Source organism: Streptomyces hebeiensis (assembly GCF_052983195.1).
The window spans coordinates 1,884,661-1,907,305 of the sequence record NZ_CM129812.1 but is presented as its reverse complement, the minus strand read 5'-3'; the positions used below and the strand labels follow the sequence as shown (position 1 = coordinate 1,907,305).

The 22,645-nt window shown below is 73.4% G+C and carries 21 protein-coding genes; 15 read left to right on the top strand and 6 right to left on the bottom strand.

The genetic code is table 11. From position 1 onward, the window contains the following. The first annotated feature begins 137 nt into the window (after positions 1 to 137). Positions 138 to 1,529, top strand: a complete 1,392-nt coding sequence (locus ACU6P3_RS08205; protein WP_447196543.1) for an aminotransferase class V-fold PLP-dependent enzyme — start codon at positions 138 to 140, stop codon at positions 1,527 to 1,529. Positions 1,530 to 1,671: 142 nt separating this feature from the next. Here the strand turns inward: ACU6P3_RS08205 and ACU6P3_RS08200 are convergent, their stop codons facing one another. Beyond that, entirely contained in the window at positions 1,672 to 1,953 is a 282-nt protein-coding gene (locus ACU6P3_RS08200) for an Lrp/AsnC family transcriptional regulator (RefSeq protein ID WP_030745960.1), read from the bottom strand. Continuing rightward, positions 1,950 to 2,684, bottom strand: a complete 735-nt coding sequence (locus ACU6P3_RS08195; RefSeq protein ID WP_447196542.1) for a rhomboid family intramembrane serine protease — start codon at positions 2,682 to 2,684, stop codon at positions 1,950 to 1,952. Before ACU6P3_RS08195 ends, ACU6P3_RS08200 begins: the two co-directional genes overlap by 4 nt. Positions 2,685 to 2,883: 199 nt before the next feature. Between ACU6P3_RS08195 and ACU6P3_RS08190 the strand changes: the two genes are divergently transcribed. The 5 genes from ACU6P3_RS08190 to ACU6P3_RS08170 all read left to right on the top strand — a co-directional run bounded on the left by ACU6P3_RS08190 (position 2,884) and on the right by ACU6P3_RS08170 (position 8,722). Further along, entirely contained in the window at positions 2,884 to 3,126 is a 243-nt protein-coding gene (locus tag ACU6P3_RS08190) for a hypothetical protein (protein ID WP_030745957.1), read from the top strand. A gap of 37 nt (positions 3,127 to 3,163) precedes the next feature. Further along, positions 3,164 to 4,528 (top strand): NYN domain-containing protein, encoded by a 1,365-nt coding sequence (locus ACU6P3_RS08185; RefSeq protein ID WP_447196541.1) that lies wholly within the window; start codon positions 3,164 to 3,166, stop codon positions 4,526 to 4,528. Positions 4,529 to 4,939: 411 nt separating this feature from the next. Then, complete coding sequence (locus ACU6P3_RS08180) at positions 4,940 to 5,986, top strand: C40 family peptidase (RefSeq protein WP_344277710.1); 1,047 nt, start codon at positions 4,940 to 4,942, stop codon at positions 5,984 to 5,986. 314 nt (positions 5,987 to 6,300) lie between these two features. Further along, positions 6,301 to 7,329 carry a C40 family peptidase gene (locus ACU6P3_RS08175; RefSeq protein ID WP_447196540.1) on the top strand — a complete coding sequence of 343 codons (1,029 nt, stop codon included), beginning with the start codon at positions 6,301 to 6,303 and terminating at the stop codon, positions 7,327 to 7,329. Positions 7,330 to 7,435: 106 nt separating this feature from the next. Continuing rightward, positions 7,436 to 8,722, top strand: a complete 1,287-nt coding sequence (locus tag ACU6P3_RS08170) for a hypothetical protein (protein ID WP_447196539.1) — start codon at positions 7,436 to 7,438, stop codon at positions 8,720 to 8,722. Here ACU6P3_RS08170 and ACU6P3_RS08165 read toward each other — a convergent pair. Then, a complete protein-coding gene (locus ACU6P3_RS08165) occupies positions 8,679 to 9,980 on the bottom strand; it encodes a glycosyltransferase 87 family protein (RefSeq protein WP_447196538.1) in 1,302 nt (433 codons plus the stop codon). The genes ACU6P3_RS08170 and ACU6P3_RS08165 overlap by 44 nt on opposite strands. Before the next feature lie 172 nt (positions 9,981 to 10,152). On the opposite strand from ACU6P3_RS08165, the gene ACU6P3_RS08160 reads away from it, so the two are divergent. Then, on the top strand, positions 10,153 to 11,307 hold the full coding sequence (locus ACU6P3_RS08160; protein WP_447196537.1) for a glycosyltransferase family 4 protein: 1,155 nt from the start codon (positions 10,153 to 10,155) through the stop codon (positions 11,305 to 11,307). 128 nt (positions 11,308 to 11,435) lie between these two features. Then, positions 11,436 to 11,807, top strand: a complete 372-nt coding sequence (locus ACU6P3_RS08155; RefSeq protein ID WP_447196536.1) for a MerR family transcriptional regulator — start codon at positions 11,436 to 11,438, stop codon at positions 11,805 to 11,807. A gap of 345 nt (positions 11,808 to 12,152) precedes the next feature. Here the strand turns inward: ACU6P3_RS08155 and ACU6P3_RS08150 are convergent, their stop codons facing one another. After that, a complete protein-coding gene (locus ACU6P3_RS08150; RefSeq protein ID WP_447196535.1) occupies positions 12,153 to 14,003 on the bottom strand; it encodes an AMP-dependent synthetase/ligase in 1,851 nt (616 codons plus the stop codon). A 372-nt stretch (positions 14,004 to 14,375) separates the two neighbouring features. Between ACU6P3_RS08150 and ACU6P3_RS08145 the strand changes: the two genes are divergently transcribed. The 6 genes from ACU6P3_RS08145 (at position 14,376) to ACU6P3_RS08120 (ending at position 19,865) form a co-directional block, all read left to right on the top strand. Continuing rightward, complete coding sequence (locus ACU6P3_RS08145) at positions 14,376 to 15,143, top strand: metallophosphoesterase family protein (RefSeq protein WP_447196534.1); 768 nt, start codon at positions 14,376 to 14,378, stop codon at positions 15,141 to 15,143. A 254-nt stretch (positions 15,144 to 15,397) separates the two neighbouring features. Continuing rightward, complete coding sequence (locus ACU6P3_RS08140) at positions 15,398 to 15,847, top strand: SRPBCC family protein (protein ID WP_030745932.1); 450 nt, start codon at positions 15,398 to 15,400, stop codon at positions 15,845 to 15,847. 5 nt (positions 15,848 to 15,852) lie between these two features. Beyond that, a complete protein-coding gene (locus ACU6P3_RS08135; protein WP_447196533.1) occupies positions 15,853 to 17,154 on the top strand; it encodes an ArsA family ATPase in 1,302 nt (433 codons plus the stop codon). A 124-nt stretch (positions 17,155 to 17,278) separates the two neighbouring features. Next, complete coding sequence (locus ACU6P3_RS08130) at positions 17,279 to 17,887, top strand: DUF5304 domain-containing protein (RefSeq protein ID WP_447196532.1); 609 nt, start codon at positions 17,279 to 17,281, stop codon at positions 17,885 to 17,887. A 64-nt stretch (positions 17,888 to 17,951) separates the two neighbouring features. Beyond that, positions 17,952 to 18,893 carry an ROK family glucokinase gene (locus ACU6P3_RS08125; protein WP_447196531.1) on the top strand — a complete coding sequence of 314 codons (942 nt, stop codon included), beginning with the start codon at positions 17,952 to 17,954 and terminating at the stop codon, positions 18,891 to 18,893. Between the two features lie 219 nt (positions 18,894 to 19,112). Then, on the top strand, positions 19,113 to 19,865 hold the full coding sequence (locus ACU6P3_RS08120) for an endonuclease/exonuclease/phosphatase family protein (protein WP_447196530.1): 753 nt from the start codon (positions 19,113 to 19,115) through the stop codon (positions 19,863 to 19,865). Positions 19,866 to 20,140: 275 nt separating this feature from the next. On the opposite strand, the gene ACU6P3_RS08115 is transcribed toward ACU6P3_RS08120, so the two are convergent. Next, on the bottom strand, positions 20,141 to 20,893 hold the full coding sequence (locus tag ACU6P3_RS08115; RefSeq protein ID WP_447196529.1) for a hypothetical protein: 753 nt from the start codon (positions 20,891 to 20,893) through the stop codon (positions 20,141 to 20,143). After that, a complete protein-coding gene (locus tag ACU6P3_RS08110; RefSeq protein WP_447196528.1) occupies positions 20,802 to 21,581 on the bottom strand; it encodes an alpha/beta hydrolase in 780 nt (259 codons plus the stop codon). The genes ACU6P3_RS08115 and ACU6P3_RS08110 overlap by 92 nt, the downstream gene beginning before the upstream one ends. Positions 21,582 to 21,852: 271 nt before the next feature. Between ACU6P3_RS08110 and ACU6P3_RS08105 the strand changes: the two genes are divergently transcribed. After that, positions 21,853 to 22,584, top strand: a complete 732-nt coding sequence (locus tag ACU6P3_RS08105) for a lysophospholipid acyltransferase family protein (protein ID WP_234314726.1) — start codon at positions 21,853 to 21,855, stop codon at positions 22,582 to 22,584. Positions 22,585 to 22,645 lie beyond the last annotated feature (61 nt).

Genomic DNA, 22,645 nt, shown 5'->3' with positions numbered 1-22,645 from the left:
AGTCTCGTGAGCAAGCGAATGCGCTAGGGCGCCACCGCCCTTTCCCACCCCCACGCCGTTCGGCGCCGTGTGTCCCTCCGCCGCGTCCGCGTGGGCTCTTGAAGCCGTTCCGACTTGTGCCACCGGGAGATACCGCCATGTCCGCATGCCCGAACACCGCCGACACCCTCACCGCCGCCGCCACCGCGGAGCCGCTCCCCGTGCTCGGCCGCGACGTCACCGTGCCGCTCGTCACCGGTGGCGAGGTCACGTACGCCGCCCTCGACTACGCCGCCAGCGCGCCCGCCCTCCAGCGCGTCTGGGACGACGTCGCCGCCTACGCCCCGTACTACGGCAGTGTCCACCGCGGCGCCGGGTACCTCTCGCAGCTGTCCACCGACCTGTTCGAGAACAGCCGCCGCACCGTCGCCGAGTTCCTCGGCTGCCGCCCCGACGACCAGGTCGTCTTCACCCGCTCCACCACCGACTCGCTCAACCTGCTGGCCGCCGTGGCGCCCGCCGACTGCCAGGTGTTCGTCTTCGAGACCGAGCACCACGCCTCGCTGCTGCCGTGGCGCGACGCCCAGGTGACGTATCTGAACGCCCCCCGTTCCCCGGCCGAGGCCGTCTCCACGCTGGAGCGCGCGCTCGACGTCCGTGCGGGGCGGGGGCCGGCGCTGGTCTGTGTGACCGGGGCGTCCAACGTGACGGGTGAGCTGTGGCCCGTACGGGAACTCGCCGCCGCCGCGCATGCGCGGGGGGCCCGTATCGTGCTGGACGCCGCGCAGCTCGCGCCGCACCACGCCGTGGACATCACCGGGCTCGACGTCGACTGGGTGGCCTTCTCCGGGCACAAGCTGTACGCGCCGTTCGGTTCCGGTGTGCTCGCCGGGCGCGCGGACTGGCTCCGGGCCGGGGAGCCCTACCTCGCGGGCGGCGGCGCCAGCCGTCGGGTGGCACGGCGTGCCGACGGTGGGGTGGACGTCGACTGGCACACGACGGCGGCCCGCCACGAGGCCGGTTCGCCCAATGTCATCGGGGCCTACGCGATCGCCTCCGCCTGCACGGCGCTCACCGAGGCGGGCTTCGACGCCCTCGCCGCACGGGAGCGGCGGCTGATCCGCCGGGTGCGGGAGGGGCTGGCCGAGGTGCCCGAGGTGCGGGTGCTCTCGCTGTTCGGTGACGACGCGCCGCGCGTGGGCGTCCTGTCGTTCGTGGTGGAGGGCTGGAACAGCTCGCACTTCGCCGCCGCGCTCTCCGCCGAGTACGGCATCGGGGTGCGGGACGGCCTCTTCTGCGCGCATCCGCTGCTGCGGACCCTGCTCGGCAGCGGCCCCCAGGAGCCGGGGGAGTGCGGCGCCCCGGAGGCCGGCCCCGGTGAGCGGTCGCTCAACGCGATCCGCGTCAGCTTCGGTGCCGGCACCCCGGACGAGCACGTGGAGAGGTTCGTGCGGGCGGTGCGGGAACTGGTGAGCGAGGGCGCCCGGTGGAACTATCGGACGGAGGACGGCCGCTGCGTTCCCGACCGGGAGACCACGGCCGTCGCGTGACGCGGGCGATGGAGTACGGGCCGTCCCGCACGGCCCTGTCGCACCGGCTCCCGAGGCGGGGGCCGGTGGGCTCGCGTACGCGGGGCCGGCCCGTCGCGCCGGACGCCGGAACCCGACGTTCCGCGGCCCCCGCCGGGAGGCGCTACGCGTCGAGGCCGATCGCGAACGCCGCCTCCAGGTCGTGCTGCGAGTACGTACGGAACGCCACGTGCGTGTCCGTCGCCTCCACGCCCTGGATCTTGCTGATCCGGCCCGGGATCACCTCGGCCAGATCGTCGTGGCGTGCGACCCGGACCATCGCGATCAGGTCGTACGTACCGGTCACCGAGAAGACCTCGCTGACGCTGTCCAGCGCGGCGATCGACTCCGCGATCTCGGGGATCCGGTCCACGCTGGTCTTGATGAGCACGATCGCGGTGATCACGGCTGGTGTTCTCCCTCGGTGGCCGCGGTAGGGCTTTTCACTCTATCCGTACGCCGGCGGAGTGCCCACGCGTACAGGAACCCCACCACGAAGCCCACCAGATGGGCGAGGTAGGCCACCCCGGGGCCGGATCCCGCGCCACGGGCCGCCAGCCACTGGAGCACGAACCAGAAGATCAGCACGAGCCAGGCGGGGAAGCGCAGCGGCAGGAACAGCAGGAACGGGAAGACGCTGGTCACCCGGGCCCGGGGGAAGAGGTGGAGGAAGGCGCCCAGCACCCCGGAGATCGACCCCGACGCGCCCACCAGCGTCTGGTCGGAGGCGGCGTTCGCCGCCGCGTAGCCGACCAGCGCGACATAGCCGGTGGCGAGATAGAAGAGCGTGAAGCGCGTCCGGCCGAGCCGTTCCTCCGTCATCGCGCCGAAAACGTACAGGAACAGCATGTTTCCGAGCAGATGCAGCCAGCTGCCGTGTACGAAGAGCGCGGTCAGCGGCGCCAGCAGGGTGTGCAGGGCGTGCGACGTGTGCGACGAGAGGTTCGTCAGCTGGTTCGGAACGACCCCCCACCGTTCGAAATAGGCGCTCTGTGCGGCGAGGAGCGCGTCACCCTCCCCGTACCCGGGATCGAGCCCGGAACCGGGGCTGAACAGGAAGGCCAGGCAGCACAGGACGATCAGCCCGTACGTGATCACCGGCGTTCCGGCCGCCCCGTCCCGCCCCCGCCGCTCCATGTCCGACCGCCACCTCATGCCGTTCGCCGCGTCATCACGGGACAGAGCATGGCGTATCGGGAGTCAGTGGCACAGAGTGCCTCGCCGCTCCCGTCGGGTACCCGTGAGGCCGTAGGGTTGCGGAAGGAGATTCATCCGCAGTTCAACGGCGCACCGCGGGGCAACCGCATCAAGGACGAGGGAAAGAGGGCGGCAGACGATGACGACGGTTCCCCAGCCGACAGCCACCACCCGGTGGCGCTGCACGCTGTGCGGCAATCTCACGAGGTTCGACGTGACCCGGTCCTCCAGGGCCGTGGAGTACGTCCATCTGGACCTGGCGGGAGAACCGAAGGTCGAGGAGCGCGAGGTGGTCAGTGAGACCATCGAGTCGGTGCGCTGCCGTTGGTGCAACGCGGTGGATCAGATCGAGCTGGTGGACAGGCCGGGATCGGGTTCCTGAGGGAGCCGCCCGAAAGGGGTAGATGGGGTGACGGATCGTGGAGCAGTCCTCGAGCGGTGCTGAGCCGGCCGACGCGGCCGGCGGCGACGCCGTGGAGGAGCTCGACCGCCCGCTCCCGGACGGGGTACGGCGCCGGGTCGTGGCGCTGGTCTCGGACGCCTTCGGCGGGCTGACCGTCACCGAACTCCCGGTGCAGTTGCGGCAGTACGCCCGCTTCACCCCGAGCCGACGGGCGAAGTTCGCGGGGAACGCGATGGCCGCCGCCCTGGAGAGCGACCCGCTGTTCCGGCAGCGGATCGGTGAGCGGCTGGGCGTGGCCCAGCCGGAGCTGACGGCCGCCCTGGAGGCCGGTTCGCCGCCGGCCGCCGCCGATCCGGTCGACGTGGCCGCGGCCGCCTACGTTCTCAGGCCCCCCGGATGGGTGAAGTTGGTGGCCGCCGCGGGCGAGGAGGCCCAGCGGGCCGACGCCGAGCGGGCCGACGAGGAGACCCGGCGCGAGCTGGACCGGCTGCGGGCCGAGCTGGCCGGGGCCAGGGAGCGGGCGAAGAGCGAGTCGGACCGGCTCCGGGCGGAGCTGGAGAGCGTCCGCAAGGAGGCCGAGTCACTGCACCGCAAGCTGCGCAGCGCCCAGAGCGACGTGCGGCGCGGCGAGGCCGCGCTGCGCCGCCTCGCCGCGGAGACCGAGGCGGTCAGGGCCGAGGCCGCCGCGCAGGTGTCGGCCGCGGAGAGCGAGACCCGCCGGGCCAAGGCGCGGCTCGGGGAGGCGGAGTCGGCGGTCGAGGCGAGCCGCAGGGCCGCGCGCGAGGGGCGTTCCGTCGAGGACATGCGGCTGCGGTTGCTGCTGGACACCCTGCTGGATTCGGCCCAGGGGCTGCGGCGGGAACTGGCGCTGCCGCCCGCCGCCGTCCGCCCGGCCGATCTGGTGGACGCGGTGGAACCGGGCCGGATGTCCCCGAAGGACGTGGCGGCCCGCGCGCTGTCCGAGACCGACCCCGCGCTGCTCGACCAGTTGCTCGCGCTGCCGCAGGCGCATCTGGTGGTGGACGGCTACAACGTCACCAAGACCGGTTATCCGACGATGCCGTTGGAGAAGCAGCGGTTGCGGCTGCTGGGCGGTCTCGCGATGCTGGCGGCGCAGACGGGCGCCGAGATGACCTGTGTCTTCGACGGCGCGGAGCTGGCCGCGCCGGTGTTGCTGGCACCACCGCGCGGGGTACGGGTGCTGTTCTCCAAGCCGGGGGTGACGGCGGACGAGCTGATCCGGCAGCTCGTACGGGCGGAGCCGCCGGGCCGGCCCGTGGTGGTGGTCTCCACCGACAGAGAGGTCGCGGACGGGGTGGCGAAGGCGGGGGCCAGGCCGGTGGCGTCCGCCTTGTTGTTGAAGCGGCTCTCCCGCGTCTGACCGTGCTCGGTTCCGCCTGTTCTCGCCGCTTCCTCGCGTTCGTCGCCCTCGCACTCTCCGCTCGCTCCGTCGCGTTCAGTCGGTTTCCGTCAATTCTCTCCGGTAATGACCGAATTGGTCGTACGGTGGGGGAACGTGGCGTCAAATGGCCATTACTGCATGCTCGGTGTCGGTAAATAATGCGCTCTCTGACCGAGATTTTTTCGGGAAGGATTTGAACTGATCACGGGGCGGTCACTAAGGTCATGGCTCGAACCTTCGCGCGGTTGATCACCCACCCGGGGTGACAGCGAAGGCACCGCCGATTTCTCGCAGTCCAGCCCTGCTCGCGGGGGTGTCGGACGCGAGGAGCCGGGGCCCGGTCCGTCCTCCTGGCCCGGTAGGCGGCTGAGGAAGAAGGAGCTCGCCTCCGTGGCGTCCCACCGTCGTCCCAAGCAGCCGAGCCGCGCCCGTGTGACCGTGCTCACCGCGACCGCGGCCGCCGCTGTCGCCATGTCCTCCCAGGCCGCCCAGGCCGACCCGAAGCCGAGCAAGGCGGAGGTCAAGGAGAAGGTCGACAAGCTCTACGAGGACGCGGAGGCGGCCACCGAGAAGTACAACGGGGCCAAGGAGGCGCAGGACAAGCTCGAGGAGCAGGTCGGCGCGCTTCAGGACAAGGTCGCGCGGGGCCAGGGCGAGCTCAACCAGATGCGCACCGCGCTCGGTGCGATCGCCAGCTCCCAGTACCGCAACGGCGGCATCGACCCCTCGGTGCAGCTCTTCCTCTCCTCGGACCCCGACACGTACCTGGAACAGGCGTCCGCGCTCGACCAGGTCAGTGCCAAGCAGGCGGACCAGATCCAGGACATCCAGGCCAAGCAGCGCTCTCTCGCGCAGCAGCGCAAGGAGGCCCAGGACAAGGTCAAGGACCTCGCGGAGACCCGCAAGGAGTTCGCCAAGAAGAAGAAGGAAGCCCAGGCCAAGTACGCCGCCGCGCAGGAACTCCTGAACACGCTCACCGAACAGGAGCGCGCCGCGCTCCAGAAGGAGGACGAGGAGCGCGCCAGCCGGGGCAGCGGCAGTGGCGGCGGCAGCTCCGCCCGTACCGACCTGGGCGACGCTCCGCCCGGTTCGAACCGGGCCGCCGCCGCGTTCGCCGCCGCGCAGAGCAAGATCGGCACCCCGTACGTCTACGGCGCCAGCGGCCCCAGCTCGTTCGACTGCTCGGGCCTCACCTCCTGGGCCTACGCCCAGGCCGGTGTCTCCATACCCCGTACCTCCGAGGCGCAGGCCGGGGCCGGCGCGCGCCTGTCGCAGGGCGAGCTCAAGCAGGGCGACCTGGTCCTGTTCTACGGCGACCTGCACCACGTCGGCCTGTACGCGGGCAACGGCCAGGTGCTGCACGCGCCGAAGCCGGGCGCCCAGGTGCGCTACGAGTCCATCAACAACATGCCGTTCCAGTTCGGCGTCCGCGTCTGACCGTGCCCCGTCCGGGCCCCTCGCCCGTCGTCACGGACGTATGTACGCGACGCGCGGGCCCGGTCCGCTGTCCGCACCCTACGGCGCCCACACCGCCCGATCGAGCGAATTGCGCGGACGTCCGCTGACCCCGCCCCGCCGGTGACCTGTGGTCCACGGCGGGGCGTCACTGTGCGTGCCCCCTACGGTCGTTGGTCGCTCCGTGATCACCCCGCTACTGTCTGCTGCGTGCGGCCCCGGCCATCGCTCCGCCCGTCGGGCGGCAGGAGCCGCGCCTGTGTGTACAGCGGAAGCGGAAGGGAGCGCGGCTTCCTGTGGTGTCCCATCGCCGGCCCTCACAACCCGTCCTCGGTGTCGGTGCCCGGGTGACCGTCGTGTCCGCCGCGGCGGCGACGGCGGCCGCGGCCCTCGGCGCCTCGCACGCGGACGCCGACCCGCGGCGGACCCCGGAGGCGGTGCGGGCGAAGGTCGACCGGCTGTACGAGGAGGCCGAGAAGGCGACCGAGCGCTACAACAAGGCGGACGAACAGGTGGACCAGTTGCGGAGGTCGGTGGACCGGGCGCAGGACGGCGCCGCCCGGGGACAGGAACGCGTCAACCGGATGCGGGGCGTGCTCGGCGCGGTCGCCGGCGCCCAGTACCGCTCCGGCGGGCTCGACCCCGAACTGGCCCTGCTGCTCTCCTCCGACCCCGACAGCTATCTGGAGAAGGCGAGCGACCTGGCACGGGCGGGCGCCCGGCAGTCCGGCGTCCTGCGGGAACTGAAAGAGGCGCGGCGGCGGTTGGGACAGGTCCGCATGGAAGCCGCTCACGACCTCAAGGAGCTGGAGCGCAGCCGGGCCGCCGTCGCCCGCCACAAGCGGAGCGTCGAGCGCAAACTCGCCCAGGCCCGGCGGCTGCTGGCCTCCCTGCCCACCGCCGAGCGCGACGCCTACGACCGTGCCTCCCGCTCCGACCGCGACGGACTGCCCACGCTCTCCGGTGGCGCGCCCGCCTCGGAACGCGCGGCGGCGGCCGTCCGGGCGGCACGGCGCGCGGTCGGGCTGCCCTACGTGTGGGGCGCCAACGGCCCCACGGGCTTCGACTGTTCCGGCCTCACCCAGTGGTCGTACGCGCAGGCGGGTGTGGGCCTGCCGCGCACCTCGCAGGCCCAGCGGTACGCGGGACGCCAGGTCTCGCTCGCGGAGGCGCGGCCGGGGGACCTCGTGGCCTACCGCGACGACGCGAGCCACATCGGGCTGTACGTGGGCAACGGCCAGGTGATCCACGCGCCGTACCCGGGAGCCGCCGTGCGCTACGACCCGGTCGGCATGCTGCCGGTGTCCTCGGTGACCCGCGTCTGACTCCGCCGCACCGACTCCGCCGGACAGGGCGGTCGCGGCCGCCCCGGCCCGACCGCGTCGCACCGCGGCACCGAACGGTCCGCCGTCGACCCCGTACGATCGGCGCGTGGCGGGTCAGGAGCGTACGACGGCGGGGACGTCCGGCGGAGTGCGCCGGCGTACGGCCGTCTCCGGGCTGGCCGCGGCGCTGATCGCGCCCGCCGTGTCCGGCTGCGGCCGCCCGGCCGCGCCCCGGGCCGCCGATCCGTCGCGGGACGCCGAGGCGGGGATCCGGCGGACGCTGGCCCGGCGGGCGGCGGCCGTCCTCGCCCGCGACGAGCGGGCGTACCTCGACGCCCTCGCACCCGGCGCCCAGGACCTGCGCACCGCCGAGCGCCGGGCGTTCCGCGACCTCGCGGAGGTGCCGATGGGCGCATGGGAGTACCGGATCACGGACGTCGCACGCTCCGGCGCGCGGGCCACCGTGCACGCCGATCTGCGCTACCGGCTCACCGGTCACGACAGCGCGCCGGTCGCCACGCCCCGCCTCCTGGAACTCGGCGAGCGGGCCGGGCGGTGGTACGTCACCGCCGACCGGCCGGCCGGGGGCGGCGCGCCGCAGCTGTGGCAGCAGGGCACGGTACGGGCCGTACACGGCGCCCGCGCCCTCGTCCTGGGCGTCGGGCAGGAGGACGCCACGCTGCGCGCTCTCGCGGCGGCGGCCGACCGGGCCGTACCCGCCGTGACGGACGCCTGGCCGGACTCCTGGGCCCGGAGGACGGTGCTGCTCGTGCCCGGCTCGGCGGCGGCCATGGCCGCTCTGCTGGGCGGGCCGGCCGACGGCTACCGGGGCATCGCCGCCGTCACCACCGGTCAGGCCGGCCAGAACGGACGAGCGGGCGCCGCCCCCGCCGCGCCCGCCGACCGGATCGTGGTGAACCCCGAGGCGTACGGCTCCCTCACCGGCTTCGGCCGGCAGGTCGTCCTCACCCACGAGACCACGCACGTGGCCACCCGTACCGCCACCTCCGCCGCCACGCCCACCTGGCTCTCCGAGGGCTTCGCGGACTGGGTCGCCTACCGGCGCACGGGCCGGGCCGCGAGCCGGATCGCGCCGGAACTCCAGCGCGCCGTGCGCCGGGGCGAGCTGCCCGGCGGGCTGCCGTCCGACGCCGACTTCGCCTTCGGCGGTGACGCCGACCGGCTGGCCCGGGCGTACGAGGGCGCCTGGCTGGCCTGCGAGCTGATCGCGGAGCGCTGGGGCGAGCGGCGGCTCACCGACTTCTACCGCGCGGTCGGCGGCCAGGAACGGCGCGAAGGCGCCGTGGCGCGCGCCGCGCGCGACGTACTGGCCACGAGTGCCGACGACCTCACCGCGCGCTGGCGCGCGTTTGCGCGCCGTCGGCTGGGCTGACCGGGGCCGCCGGCCCGGCGCCCCGGCCCGGTACCGTGGCCCGCCACAGTCGGCGGCAGGCGAGCACGGTCGCGGTGACCAGCAGCCCGTTCCGTACCGCCAGCAGCGCGACACCGGCCGGATCGCCGGTCACCACCAGGTCGAAGAACAGCGGGAACTCCAGCTGCGTCACCGCCGTCGCGACCAGCACCAGCCAGGCCGGCAGCGCCATCCGGCTCGTCCGCGCGACCAGGCAGACGGCGGCCAGTCCGACCAGCCACAGCATGTACTGCGGGCTGATCACCCGGCTTGTCGTCGTGAACAGCAGGACCGCGGCGAACGCCGCCTCGGCCGGGGTGCGCGCGGTGAACGCGCGCGCCCGCAGCCGCCACAGCAGCAGCCAGCACAGCGCGAGCACGGTCAGTCCCAGCGCGGCACCGCTGACCAGCGGGACGTACGGTCCGGCGAACTCGACCGAGCCGTAGCTGAGCAGCACCCCGCCGTCCCAGCCGGTGTGCCGCGCCACCTGGAAGACCAGGGCGCCCAGCGACTCGATCTCCGTGCCGCGGTCCCGCTGGAAGGTGAGGAAGGCCAGCGACCCCGGCAGCGCCAGCAGACAGAGCACGACGATCCCCGCGGCCGTGACGGCCGCCGTGCCCCACGCCCGGCGGGTCGGCGTACCGCGCTCGGTGCCCACCAGCAGCAGCGCCGGCCAGACCTTCAGCAGCGCGCCGAACGCGGCGAGCGCGCCCATCAGGCGGGGCCTGCCCGCGTGGAGCAGCGCGGCGACGGCCACCGCCGTCACCATCAGGTCGTAGCGCGCGTACGCGGTCGGTCCGAGCAGCGGCACTCCGGCCACCCAGGCCCACGCCCCGCGCACCGACCGGCCGCCGCCCGGGTCGGGGCTCCGGCCCTGGTCCGGGCTCGGGTCCTGGTCCTGGCCCTCGCTCCGGTCCCGGGCCGCGTGGAGCAGCAGCGTGAGGACGACCGCGTCGCACAGGAACACCAGCACGAAGAACGCGGTGGCGTACCCGAGGAAGGGCAGCACGGCCGGGGACGCGATCGCGAGCGCGGCCGCGGGCGGGTACTGCCAGGTCACATCGGTCAGCGGATAGCTGCCGGACCTCAGCACCTCGTACCAGCCGTGGTAGATCACCGACACGTCGGCGGTGACGTCGGGGCCCGGCGGGACGACGACCCGGAACACGCAGAGCAGCAGCACCGCCCTCGTGAGGCCCCAAGCCGCGACCGCGAATACGGTGCCGTGCGCCCGCGCCATGACCACCTCGTCCGATCCGCGCCCTCGGGCGCTCGCCCATACCCGTTCGTCGTTTTCATTCTTTTTTGTCCGTGCGTGATCGCGGGGGTCATGATGCCGGGTGTGCCCGTGCGAGAGCCACGAGGCGGGGCCGCCGGGCTGCTCCGGCCGGGTTCGGCTACTGTCGGCGGCGATGCGCAAGACATTGATCGTGACCAATGACTTTCCGCCCAGGCCCGGGGGCATCCAGGCGTTCCTGCACAACATCGCGCTGCGGCTGGAGCCCGAGCGGCTCGTCGTGTACGCGTCCACCTGGAAGCGTGGCCGGGAGGGCGCCGAGGCGACCGCCGCGTTCGACGCCGAGCAGCCCTTCACCGTCGTGCGCGACCCCACGACGATGCTGCTGCCGACCCCGCGCGTCACCCGGCGGGCGAGCCGACTGCTGCGGGAGCACGGCTGCGAGTCGGTCTGGTTCGGCGCGGCGGCGCCGCTCGGCCTGATGGGGCCCGCGCTGCGGGCGGCGGGCGCGCGGCGCCTGGTCGCCACCACCCATGGCCACGAGGCCGGCTGGGCCCAGCTGCCCGGCTCCCGGCAACTGCTGCGGCGCATCGGTGAGGGGACCGACACGATCACCTATCTGGGTGAGTACACCCGCTCGCGCATCGCGCCCGCGCTGACGCCCGAGGCCGCCGCGCGCATGGTGCAACTGCCGCCGGGCGTCGACGAGAAGACCTTCCACCCGGGTTCGGGGGGCACGGAGATCCGGGAGCGCCTGGGCCTGACGGGACGCCCGGTCGTCGTCTGCGTCTCCCGGCTGGTCCCGCGCAAGGGCCAGGACACGCTGATCCTGGCGCTGCCCGCGATCCTGGCGCACGTGCCGGACGCGGTGCTGCTGATCGTCGGCGGCGGACCGTACGAGAAGGACCTGCGCCGGCTGGCCCGCGAGACGGGTGTCGCGGACGCCGTCCGCTTCACCGGCGCCGTGCCCTGGTCCGAACTCCCCGCGCACTACGGCGCGGGCGACGTCTTCGCCATGCCCTGCCGCACCCGCCGGGGCGGTCTCGACGTGGAGGGCCTCGGGATCGTCTACCTCGAAGCCTCGGCCACGGGCCTCCCGGTGGTGGCGGGCGACTCCGGCGGCGCGCCGGACGCGGTGCTCCCGGGCGAGACGGGCTGGGTGGTACGGGGCGCTCCGCGCGGGGCGGCGGTGCGGGAGACGGCGGACCGGCTCGTCCCCCTGCTCCAGGATCCCGAGCTGCGGCGGACGATGGGGGAGCGGGGCCGGGCGTGGGTGGAGGAGAAGTGGCGCTGGGACCTGCTGGCGGCCCGGCTGCGCGAACTGCTGTAGCGCGGGACCGGCAGGCGGCGCCACGGCGGTGTCCCGGCCGGGGCGTGCGTCGACTACGCTGAAACCTGACGTTGACGTCAGGGGAAAGTTCGGAAGGGCCCGTGCGGCCCGGATCACCCGGGGGTGCTGTGCGGATCGGTGAGCTCGCCAAGAGGACCGGCGTGAGCGTACGGGCGCTGCGGTACTACGAGGAGCAGCGGCTGCTTCCCTCGGACCGCAGCCCGGGCGGGCAGCGGCACTATCCGGAACAGGCGGTGGAGCGCGTCCGGATGATTCAGCAGCTGTACGGCGCGGGGCTGTCGAGCGGCACGATCCTGTACCTGCTGCCGTGCCTCTCCGCCGGGCGGACATCGCCGCCGATGCTCGACCGGCTGGTGACCGAGCGGGACCGTATCGACCGGCAGATCGACGACCTGAAGGGCGCCCGGGACCGGCTCGACGGCCTCATCACCGAGGCCACCGAGGACTGGCCGGAGTGGGACGAGCGCCGTCCCGCGTGAGGAGACGTCCACGTGAGGAGTGCCCGGCGCGAGGAGGCGGGCCCGCGGCGGTCCGGGACCGCGGGTCCGGCGGGCCCCGCCTCCGCGCGGGCCCGGCCAGGGCGTGTTTCGAAAGTCCCGCCTGGCCGGCGACGCCTGGCACGCCCGCTCGCTGCGTTGTCGGAGTCGTCCGGCAATACACCTAAGGGCTGTCCCGCAATCCCCGGGGGATCAGCGCGCGGCGTCAGATGCGGTGCATCGCAAGGCGGAGGGGCGCCCGCATACTGGATGTATTCGGGCGTTCCGACAACGCGGCGAGGTGCCGTAGCTGTCGTCGTGCGCCCGCCGGGGATTACGGGACAGCCCTTAGGGCTGGTAGATCGCCTCGATCTCCTCCGCGAAGTCCTTCGCCACCACGTTCCGCTTCAGCTTCATCGACGGCGTGAGGTGCCCCGCCTCCTCCGTGAACTGCCCCGTCAGCACACGGAACTTCCGTACCGACTCCGCCTTCGAGACCGCCGCGTTCCCCTCGTCCACCGCCCGCTGGATCTCGGCCAGCAGCTCAGGGTCCAGGCGCAGGGCCGCCGGGGTCGCGTCGGCCGGCTTGCCGTGGTCCTTCGCCCAGCGGGCGAGGAACTCCTCGTCGAGCGTGACCAGGGCGCCCACGAACGGGCGGCCGTCGCCGACCACCATGCACTCCGCGACCAGGGCATGGCCGCGGATGCGGTCCTCGATCACCGCCGGTGCGACGTTCTTGCCCCCGGCCGTCACCAGGATCTCCTTCTTCCGGCCGGTGATCGTGAGGTAGCCGTCCTCGTCCAGCGTCCCTATGTCGCCGGTGTGGAACCAGCCTTCGGACAGGGCCTCGGCCGTCGCCTCGTCGTTGTTCCAGTACCCCGCGAACAGGTGCTCGCCGTGCAGCAGCACCTCGCCGTCGTCGGCGATCCGCACGACGGAGCCCGGCAGCGGCTGGCCGACCGTGCCGATCTTCTGGCGGTCCCACGGGTTGAAGGCGGTGGCCGCGCAGGATTCGGTGAGGCCGTACCCCTCCAGCACCGTGAAGCCGATGCCCCGGAAGAAATGGCCCAGGCGCTCGCCGAGGGGGGCGCCGCCGGAGATGGCGTACTCGCCGTTGCCGCCGAGCACCGCGCGCAGCTTGCGGTAGACGAGGACGTCGAAGACCTTGTGCCGGACCTTCAGGCCGAGGGACGGGCCCCGGGGCGTGGACAGCGCCCTGCTGTACGCGACGGACGTCCGCGTCGCCCGGTCGAAGATCTTGCCCTTGCCCGCCGCCTGCGCCGTCGCGCGCGCCGCGTTGTAGACCTTCTCGAAGACGCGCGGCACACCGAGGATCATCGTGGGCCGGAAGGAGGCCAGGTCCTCGGTGAGGTTCTTGATGTCCGGCACGCAGCCCAGCTTGATCGGCGCCATCACGGCCGCGACCTCCACCAGCCGCCCGAAGACGTGCGCGGTCGGCAGGAACAGCAGGACCGAGCACTCGCCGGTGCGGAAGAGGGGTTTGAGCCGTTCCACCGCGTTGCCGCACTCGGCGAAGAAGCTGCGGTGCGTCAGTACGCACCCCTTGGGCCGCCCGGTGGTCCCCGAGGTGTAGACGATGGTGGCCGGGTCGTCGGCCTTCGCCGTCGCGGCCCGCTCGTCGACCTCCGCGTCCGTGATGTCCGCGCCGAGGGCGGTCAGTTCGGCGATGGCGCCGGGGCCGTCCGAACCGTCCGAGCCGTCCGGACCGTCTGGGCCGGACGCGTCGCCCGGCTCGATCCGCCAGACCTTCCGCAGGTCCGGCAGCGCGGCCCGGACCGACTCCAGCGTCGCCACGTGCCCGTCGTTCTCGACGATCGCCGCGACCGCGCCCGAGTCCCCGAGGATCCACTGCAACTGCTCGGCGGAACTCGTCTCGTACACCGGGACGGTCACCCCGCCCGCGGTCCAGATCGCGAAGTCGAGCTGCACCCATTCGAAGCGAGTCCGGGACATCAGCGCGACCCGGTCGCCCGGCCGGACGCCCGCCGCGATCAGCCCCTTGGCCACGGTCCGTACCTCGGCGAGGAACTGCGCCGCCGTCACATCCGTCCAGACACCGCCGACCTTGCGGCCCAGCACCGCCACATCGGGGTGCTGTGTCGCGTTGCGGCGGACGAGATCCGTCAGATTGCCGTCCGAGGGGACCTCGTACAGGGCCGGAAGGCTGAACTCGCGCAAGACTGCTGCTCCTCACCGGGCGCCGGCGTCACCGCTTCTGTGTACACGACGGCTGGTCCATCGATCGGTCGGGTGCTCGATGACCTGAGCACGCCGGGACTGCCCGGACGTTACCCATCGGTACCAGCATCCGATAGGGGGACCTGTCAGATGTTCTCCGGGTCACACGTATGGCCACACGACGGTCACACCGTGGCCATACATGCGAGGACATCGCTGCGCGAAGCGTAGTCCACCTGCCGGACCGTGCGGAAGGAATCGCAGGTCCGGCCGCCCTACCGGCCGGAGGACCCGCGTTCTAGGGTGATCGCCGTACAAGGCGGCGATGACGTACGAGGCAGTGGTGACATGAGGGACGGTGGTGACCGCGGTATGCGGATCAACGTGGTCAGTGACGTACACGGCAACGCGCGCGACCTCGCGGCGGCGGCGGACGGCGCGGACGCGCTCGTCTGCCTCGGTGACCTCGTCCTCTTCCTCGACTACGCGGACCACTCGCGCGGCATCTTCCCCGACCTCTTCGGCACCGAGAACGCCGACCGGATCGTCGAGCTGCGCACCGCCCGCCGCTTCGGCGAGGCCCGCGACTTCGCCGCACGACTGTGGGCGGACCTCGGGGTCGAGCCGATGGCCGCGATCCAGCAGGCGGTGCGCCGCCAGTACGAAGAGCTGTTCGCCGCCTTCCCCACCCCCACGTACGCCACCTACGGCAATGTCGACATACCGGCGTTCTGGCCGGAGTACGCGCGGCCGGGTACGACCGTGCTCGACGGCGAGCGCGTAGAGCTGGGCGGCCGCGTCTTCGGATTCGTCGGCGGCGGGCTCCGTACGCCCATGCGCACGCCGTACGAGATATCCGACGAGGAGTACGCGGCCAAGGTCGAGGCGCTCGGCGAGGTCGACGTGTTGTGCTCGCACATCCCGCCCGACCTGCCGGAACTGACGTACGACACCGTGGCGCGCCGTTTCGAGCGCGGCAGCGGCGCACTGCTGGCGGCCATCCGGCGGACGAAGCCGCGGTACGCGCTCTTCGGTCACGTCCACCAGCCGCTGGCGCGGCGGATGCGCGTCGGCCGCACCGAATGCGTGAACGTCGGCCACTTCGCCTCGACCGGGCGGCCCTGGACGCTTCAGTGGTGACGGCGTGATGAGGGTGACGGCGCCGTGACGACCCGGCGACGCGACCCGACGGTGGCGCCGTGCCGGTGACGCCGTGCCCGTGGCTGCCGCGCACGTGACGGCTCGCGCCGCTCCCGGCCGGGGCGGTGCGGTGCGGTGACCGGAAATCCCCTGTCCGGCGGCCTGGACGGGCGTCGAGAGGTAACCCTGAAAGGGGCGCCCGCGCACTCGCGATAGCCTTCACCCCGCGTACCCAGCATCCGAGGAGCACGGCGATGGCGGAACACACCAGTTCGAGCATCACGATCGAGGCGGCACCGGCCGACGTCATGGGCGTGATCGCAGACTTCGCCCGCTATCCGGAGTGGACCGGTGAGGTGAAGGAGGCCGAGGTGCTCGTCACCGACGCCGAGGGCCGCGCCGAGCAGGTCCGGCTGGTGCTGGACGCCGGGGCGATCAAGGACGACCACACCCTCGCCTACACCTGGAAGGGGCCGGACGAGGTCAGCTGGACCCTGGTGAAGTCCCAGATGCTGCGCGCGCTGGACGGCTCGTACTTCCTCGCGCCGGTCGACGGCGGCACGCGCACCGAGGTCACCTACCGGCTCACCGTCGACGTCAAGATCCCGATGCTCGGCATGATCAAGCGCAAGGCCGAGAAGGTCATCATCGACCGCGCCCTGGCCGGTCTGAAGAAGCGCGTCGAATCCGCCCCGGGAGCCTGAGCCCCATGCGTACGGTCCTGGTCACCGGCACCGGCGGCGCGGGCCGTACCACCGTGGCGGCGGCGACCGCCCTGGCCTTCGCCCGGGCCGGCGGGCGCACGCTGCTGCTCTCCGCCGACCCGCTGGGCGAACTCCTCGGCACCGAGCCCGGCACCCTGGGCGCCGAGGCGGGGCCGGTCCCGGCCGGGGGGACCGCCCCGGGCACGGCGTCCGGGGCCGGCCACGGACCCACCGAGGTGGCCCCCGGCCTGTGGGCCGCGCGGACCGACTCAGGCGAGCACTTCCGTTCCGAACTCCTCGCCCTCCAGGAGCGCGCGGCCACCCTGCTCGACCTGCTCGGTGCCCGCAAGCTCACCGACGAGGAGCTGACCGAACTGCCGGGCAGCGACCGGTCGGCCCTGCTCCAGGCGCTGTACCGGGCCATAGGCGGCGGCTGGGACGCCCTCGTCGTCGACCTGCCGCCGCTGGACGACGCCCTGCCCCTCCTCGCCCTGCCCGAGCAACTGCGCCGCTATCTGCGTCGGCTGCTGCCGCGCGAGAGGCAGGCGGCCCGCGCCCTGCGCCCGATGATGGCCCAGCTCGCCGGGGTCCCGATGCCCGCGCAGTGGCTGTACGAGACGGCCGCGCGCCGGGACGCCGAGCTGGCCGCCGTGCAGGCGCTGATCGAGGACCGGGCGACGACCGTACGGCTGGTCGCGGAGCCGGGGCCGGCCGCGGCGCGTGCGCTGCGCACGGCCCGTACCGGACTCGCGCTGTACGGCCTGCGCGTGGACACGCTCGTCGCGAACCGCACGCTGCCGCCGGACGCCACCGGCCCCTGGCTCGCGACGCTGGCCGCCCAGCAACGCAAGTGCCTGGAGGAGTGGTACGAGGAGTGGGGGCCCGGGACGGCGGTCCGCGAGGCCGGACACCTCGGCCGGGACCCGGAGGGCCGGGACGACCTGGTGCGGCTGGACCGCGACCTGGGCGGGAGCGCCGGGGACGGGCCCGGGGTCGTGCCCGGGGCCGGCACCGAGCCCGCCCCGGCCGTGACACCGGGCCTCGCCGATCCGCCGTGGCGGACGGAGGACAGGCTCGCCGAGGACAACCTCCTTCTCTGGTGCCTGCCGTTGCCCGGCGCGGTCAAGAGCGAGCTGTCGCTGGTGCGGCGGGACGACGAACTCCTGCTGACCGTGGGCCGGTTCCGGCGCGTCGTTCCGCTGACCTCCGCCCTGCGCCGCTGCACGGTCACCGGCGCGGCCCTCACCGACGGAGAGCTGCGGGTCAGGTTCGCGCCCGACCCCGCTCTGTGGCCGCGCCCGCACTGAACGCCGCCGTTCGGGTACCGTCGGAAGGGACGAGACCTGCCGAACCCGCGTCCTCGCGCCCGAACACCCGGACGCCGGCTCGGGATCGGCACCGGCCCTGTCCCTTTCGACGCGGGAGTACTCCATGAGCGATACGGACGCAGGCGGGCGCCCCGCCGGCGACGCGGACGCGTGGGCCACGGCCTGCGCCGAGGACCTGGAGGCCGAGCGGGCCCGCCGCCGCGCCGTCTACGGCCGGCCGCCGGGGTCGGCCGCCGAGGAGCTGCGCAAGCTGGTGGACGCGGTCGCCGACAAGGTCGCGGCGCTGCCCGGCCCGCTGTTCGGGGTGGCGGCGCAGGGGGCCGTGCGGCAGTTCGTCGACCAGGCCAAGGCGGCCGTCGAACCGGTCATCGAGCGCAACCCCGACGTCCTCGACCACCTCGCGGCGGCGGGCAACGAACTCCTCGCGGCCTACCGGTCCGTGGTGGAGACGCAGGAGACCCGCTGGACCCGGTCCTCGGGGAGCACGGGTCCCTCGGGAACCGAAGGCCCCACGGAGCCCACCGAGCACACTCGGTCCATGAAGCCCACCGAGCCCCCGGGGCCGGCCGGTGGCACGGACGCGTCGGACGGCCCGCGCGACGCGCGCGGCACACACGGCCCGCCCGGCCCCCAGGACTCGAAGAAGGCGGGCGACCCCACCGACCCCAGGGACGAAGGCCCAGGTCCGGACGGCCGTATCGACCTGGACTGACCGGTCGGGTTTCCCCCCTCGGGTACGGTGGCGGTAGCGGGGCTCGACCGGAACTGAGGGATTCATGGGACTCACCATCGGCGTCGACATCGGCGGTACGAAGATCGCGGCCGGAGTGGTCGACGAAGAGGGCACCATCCTGGAGACGCACAAGGTGCCCACCCCGCAGACCGCGGAGGGCATCGTCGACGCGATCTGCACGGCCGTCTCGGGTGCCGGCGAGGGGCACGAGATCGACGCGGTCGGCATCGGCGCGGCCGGCTACGTCGACGACAAGCGCGCGACCGTCCTGTTCGCCCCGAACGTCAACTGGCGTCACGAGCCGCTCAAGGACAAGGTCGAACAGCGGGTCGGCCTGCCCGTGGTCGTGGAGAACGACGCCAACGCGGCGGCCTGGGGCGAGTACAAGTTCGGCGCGGGCAAGGGCCACGAGGACGTCATCTGCATCACGCTCGGCACCGGCCTGGGCGGCGGCATCATCATCGGCAACAAGCTGCGGCGCGGACGCTTCGGCGTGGCGGCGGAGTTCGGGCACATCCGGGTGGTCCCGGACGGCCTGCTGTGCGGCTGCGGCAGCCAGGGCTGCTGGGAGCAGTACGCGTCCGGCCGTGCCCTCGTCCGGTACGCGCGCCAGCGCGCCAACGCGACGCCGGAGAGCGCGGAGATCCTGCTCGGCCTCGGCACCGGCACGCCGGAAGGCATCGAGGGCAAGCACATCAGCCAGGCGGCGCGCGCCGGTGACCCGGTGGCCGTCGACTCCTTCCGTGAACTGGCCCGCTGGGCGGGGGCCGGCCTGGCGGACCTGGCCTCGCTGTTCGACCCGTCGGCCTTCATCGTCGGCGGCGGTGTCTCGGACGAGGGCGAACTGGTCCTCGGCCCCATCCGCAAGTCCTTCCGCCGCTGGCTGATCGGCGGTGAGTGGCGCCCGCACGCGCAGGTCCTGGCGGCGCAACTGGGTGGCAAGGCCGGGCTGGTGGGCGCGGCCGACCTGGCGAGACAGGGCTGAACGGCGGCGTCCGCCGCGGAGCCGCCCGGCGGGGCAGCCGGGCGGCCGACGGCTGACCCGAGGTGATCCGTCGATCGGACGACCACGCCCGTCGCCCCCGGTGGGGGAGCGGCGGGCGTGGCGGCTTTCCCGGGCTCTCCGGTACCGGGCGCGGCGTCGGGGCCGGTACCGGGGGCTGCCGGGGAGGCCGGTCCGCCCGGCCCCTCGTATGGTGTGATCATGGCAACGTTCCCGCTGCCCGAGTCCCGTACAGATCCGGACGGTTCGGCCGTGGTCCGGGTCCTCAGCTACAACATCCGCTCGATGCGCGACGACCGCGACGCGCTGGCCCGGGTGATTCTCGCCTGCGCGCCGGACCTCGTCCTCGTCCAGGAGGCGCCGAGGTTCTTCCGCTGGCGCAAGCACGCGGCCCGGCTGGCCGCACGCACCGGCCTCGTCGTGCTCGGCGGCGGCGCGCCTGCAGCCGGGCCGCTGCTGCTGTGCTCGTTGCGCGCCACGGTGGAGCGGACCGAGGACGTCCTGTTGCCGCGCACGCCCGGCCTGCACCAGCGTGGCTTCGCGACCGCGGTGGTGCGGATCGGCCGGGCCCGCGTCGGGCTGCTGAGCTGCCACCTCAGTCTTGCCGCCGCGGAACGGTACGCCCAGGCGGGCCTGTTGCTCGAACGGCTGGCGGCCCTGGACGTCCCGTACGCGGTCGCCGGGGGCGACATCAACGAGCGGCCGGGCGGACGCGCCTTCCGGCTGCTCGCGGGGAAGCTCCAGGACTGCTGGGCGACGGCGCCGTGGGGCGGGGAGTTCACATCGACCGCGGCCGCGCCGCACCAGCGCATCGACGCGATTTTCGCCACGCCGGGCATCGAGGTCCTGGGCTGCGGCGTGCCGACCGGCCTGCGGGGGCTGTTCGGCCAGGACCTGAGGACGGCGACGGACCACCTCCCGGTCCTGGCGGCGCTCCGCGTACCGGTGAGCTGACCGCCACGGAGAGCCCACGGCGCGGCGCCGGCCGGGACGGTTTGCCGGGCCGCGCGGGGACCGTACGCGGCGGGTACGGCCGGGCGCCCGCGGAACCGTACGGGAGCGCTCCGTGCGGCGGTCCTGTACGGGCGCGTGCGCCCGCGGCCCGCCGGTCCGGTCCGCCGTCCGTACGCGCGGGGCGGGACTGCCGGCCGCGCCTGGCGACCTCCCCGGCCGCCCGTACGCGCGGGTGGCGGAGCCGCCCGGCCGTCAGGCGCGGCCCGGCGGCCCCGTCAGACCACCGCGCCCCGCCCCGGGTCGTCGGTCTCGTCGTCGTCCTGCTGCATCCGCGCCACCAGCGTCCCGAAGCCGCCGATGAAGCCGCCGACACAGATCGTCGTCAGCCACCAGGTCATCTCCCAGCCGACGATCACGGCGATCAGCATCAGCACGGGGCCACCGACCACCGCCAGCCAGGCGAACTTCGCCGTCACGTCCGCCTCGGGCAGCGGCGGCGGCTCCGGCGGGACGAAGTGCCCCTCGTCCGTTTCGTCGAGGTCGTCGTCGCGCGGCTCCGCCGGCGTGTAGTCGCGCGGGCCCGCGCCGCCCACACCGGGTGCGAAGACGATCGAGCTGCCGAGGGCCGGCTTCGGGGTGTCCGAAGGGCCGGACGCCCCCGAGGAGTCGGCGGACCCGGCGGATCCGCCGTCGGCGTCGCCGGAGTCCTTGTCGAGGCCCTTCCCCCTCTCGCCGTTCCCCGGCGCACCGGAGCCCGCGGCCGGGCCCGCGTCCGGGGGCGTACCGTTCCGCTCGCCCTCCAGCAGCGCGAGGTCCTCCACCGACTTGAACGGCTTGGCGCCCGGCGGGTCCGGGGGCTCCTCCCCGTACCCGGCGACGATCGCCGCCCAGGCCGCGTCCTCGTCGATCGGCTGCGGCTCGCGGTCCGCGTCATGCTCAGCCACCGCTGGTGCTCCCCTTCTTCGCGACTCCCGGAGCGAGCCGGCCGACGAACGCGTAGCTCTCCTCGAAGATCCGCTCCGCGTCATGGTCCAACGTCGCCACGTGGTAGCTCTGTTCCAGCAGTACCTCATGGACGTCGAGCGAGGAGATCCGGGCCAGCACCCGGGCCGAGTCGGCCGGCGGCACCACATGGTCCCGCGGGCTGCGCAGGAGCAACAACGGCTGGGTGACCTGGGGCAGCGCCGTGTCCACCAGCCGGAGGAAATTCCGCAGCGAGTACGCGGCGTGCAGCGGCACCCGGTCGTACCCCAGCTCCACCGCGCCCTCCTTGGCGATGTCGCTCGCCACCCCCTTCGACGACGGCACCAGATGCCGGACCACCGGCAGCGCCCGCGCCGCCACGCCGTGCAGCTTCACCGCCGGGTTGACCACCACGACGCCGCTGATGGCCGGCCCGTGCTTCGCCGCCAGCCGCAGCGTCAGCGCCCCGCCCATCGACAGCCCGAAGACGAAGACCTGACGGCACCGCTCCCGCAGCTCCCGCAGCTCCCGGTCCACCTCCGCGTACCAGTCCTGCCAGCCGGTGGCCTGCATGTCGTGCCAGTGGGTGCCGTGCCCGGGGAGCAGCGGCAGGGACACCGTCAGCCCGCGCGCGGCCAGATACTCCGCCCAAGGGCGCAGCGACTGCGGGGAACCGGTGAATCCGTGACAGAGAAGCACGCCGGTCTCTCCGCCCTCGTGGCGGTACGGCTCGGCTCCAGGAAGGACCGGCACCAGGGTCTCCTGTTCGTGGGTAGGGGATGAGCAGGGGCACGCGTAGGAGGTTCGCGGAAGTCGTGGGGTCCGGGGACGTGCGGGTCCGAGGGGCAGGGCGCGGGACGCGCGGAGCACGGAAGCCCGCCGAGCGCGGACGCGACTGCCCCGAGGACTACTTCACCGTACGCGACCGGACCGACACCGACCAGGTCCGCAGGGCGTACAGGAAGGAGAGGCCGGGCCGCCCACGGGTTAAGGTCTGTTCGACAGCACACAGGAGGCACCCGAGTTGATCTACGGCGCAATGAAGTTCTCGATCGGAGGGCCGCTGAAGCTTGCCTTCAGGCCCTGGGTGGAGGGCATCGAGAACGTTCCCGCCGAGGGGCCGGCGATCCTCGCGAGCAACCACCTCTCCTTCTCGGACTCGTTCTTCCTCCCGGCCGTACTCGACCGCAAGGTCACCTTCATCGCCAAGGCCGAGTACTTCACCTCGCCCGGCGTGAAGGGCAGGCTCACCGCGGCCTTCTTCAAGGGTGTGGGCCAGCTTCCGGTGGACCGTTCGGGCGCGCGCGGCGCGGGCGAGGCGGCCATCCAGAGCGGGATAAAGGTCCTGGAGCGGGGCGAGCTCTTCGGCATCTACCCGGAGGGCACGCGCTCGCCCGACGGCCGCCTCTACCGCGGCAAGCCGGGCGGCCTGGCCCGCGTCTGCCTCGCCACCGGGGCGCCCGTCATCCCGGTAGCCATGATCGACACGGAGAAGATCCAGCCCCCCGGCAAGGTGGTGCCCAAGCTGATGCGACCGGGCATCAGGATCGGCAAGCCGCTGGACTTCAGCCGCTACCAGGGCATGGAGGGGGACCGGTTCATCCTCCGCTCGCTGACCGACGAGGTCATGTACGAGATCATGAAACTGTCCGGTCAGGAGTACGTCGACGTCTACGCGACCGCGGCCAAACGCCAACTCGCGGAGGAGCAGAAGGCGTCGGGGACCACGGGACCGACGGGGCCCGCGGAGAAGTAGGGCCCGGGCCGGACGTCCCGGGTGGCCGCGCCCCCCGGAGGCGGACCGCGCCTCGAAAAAC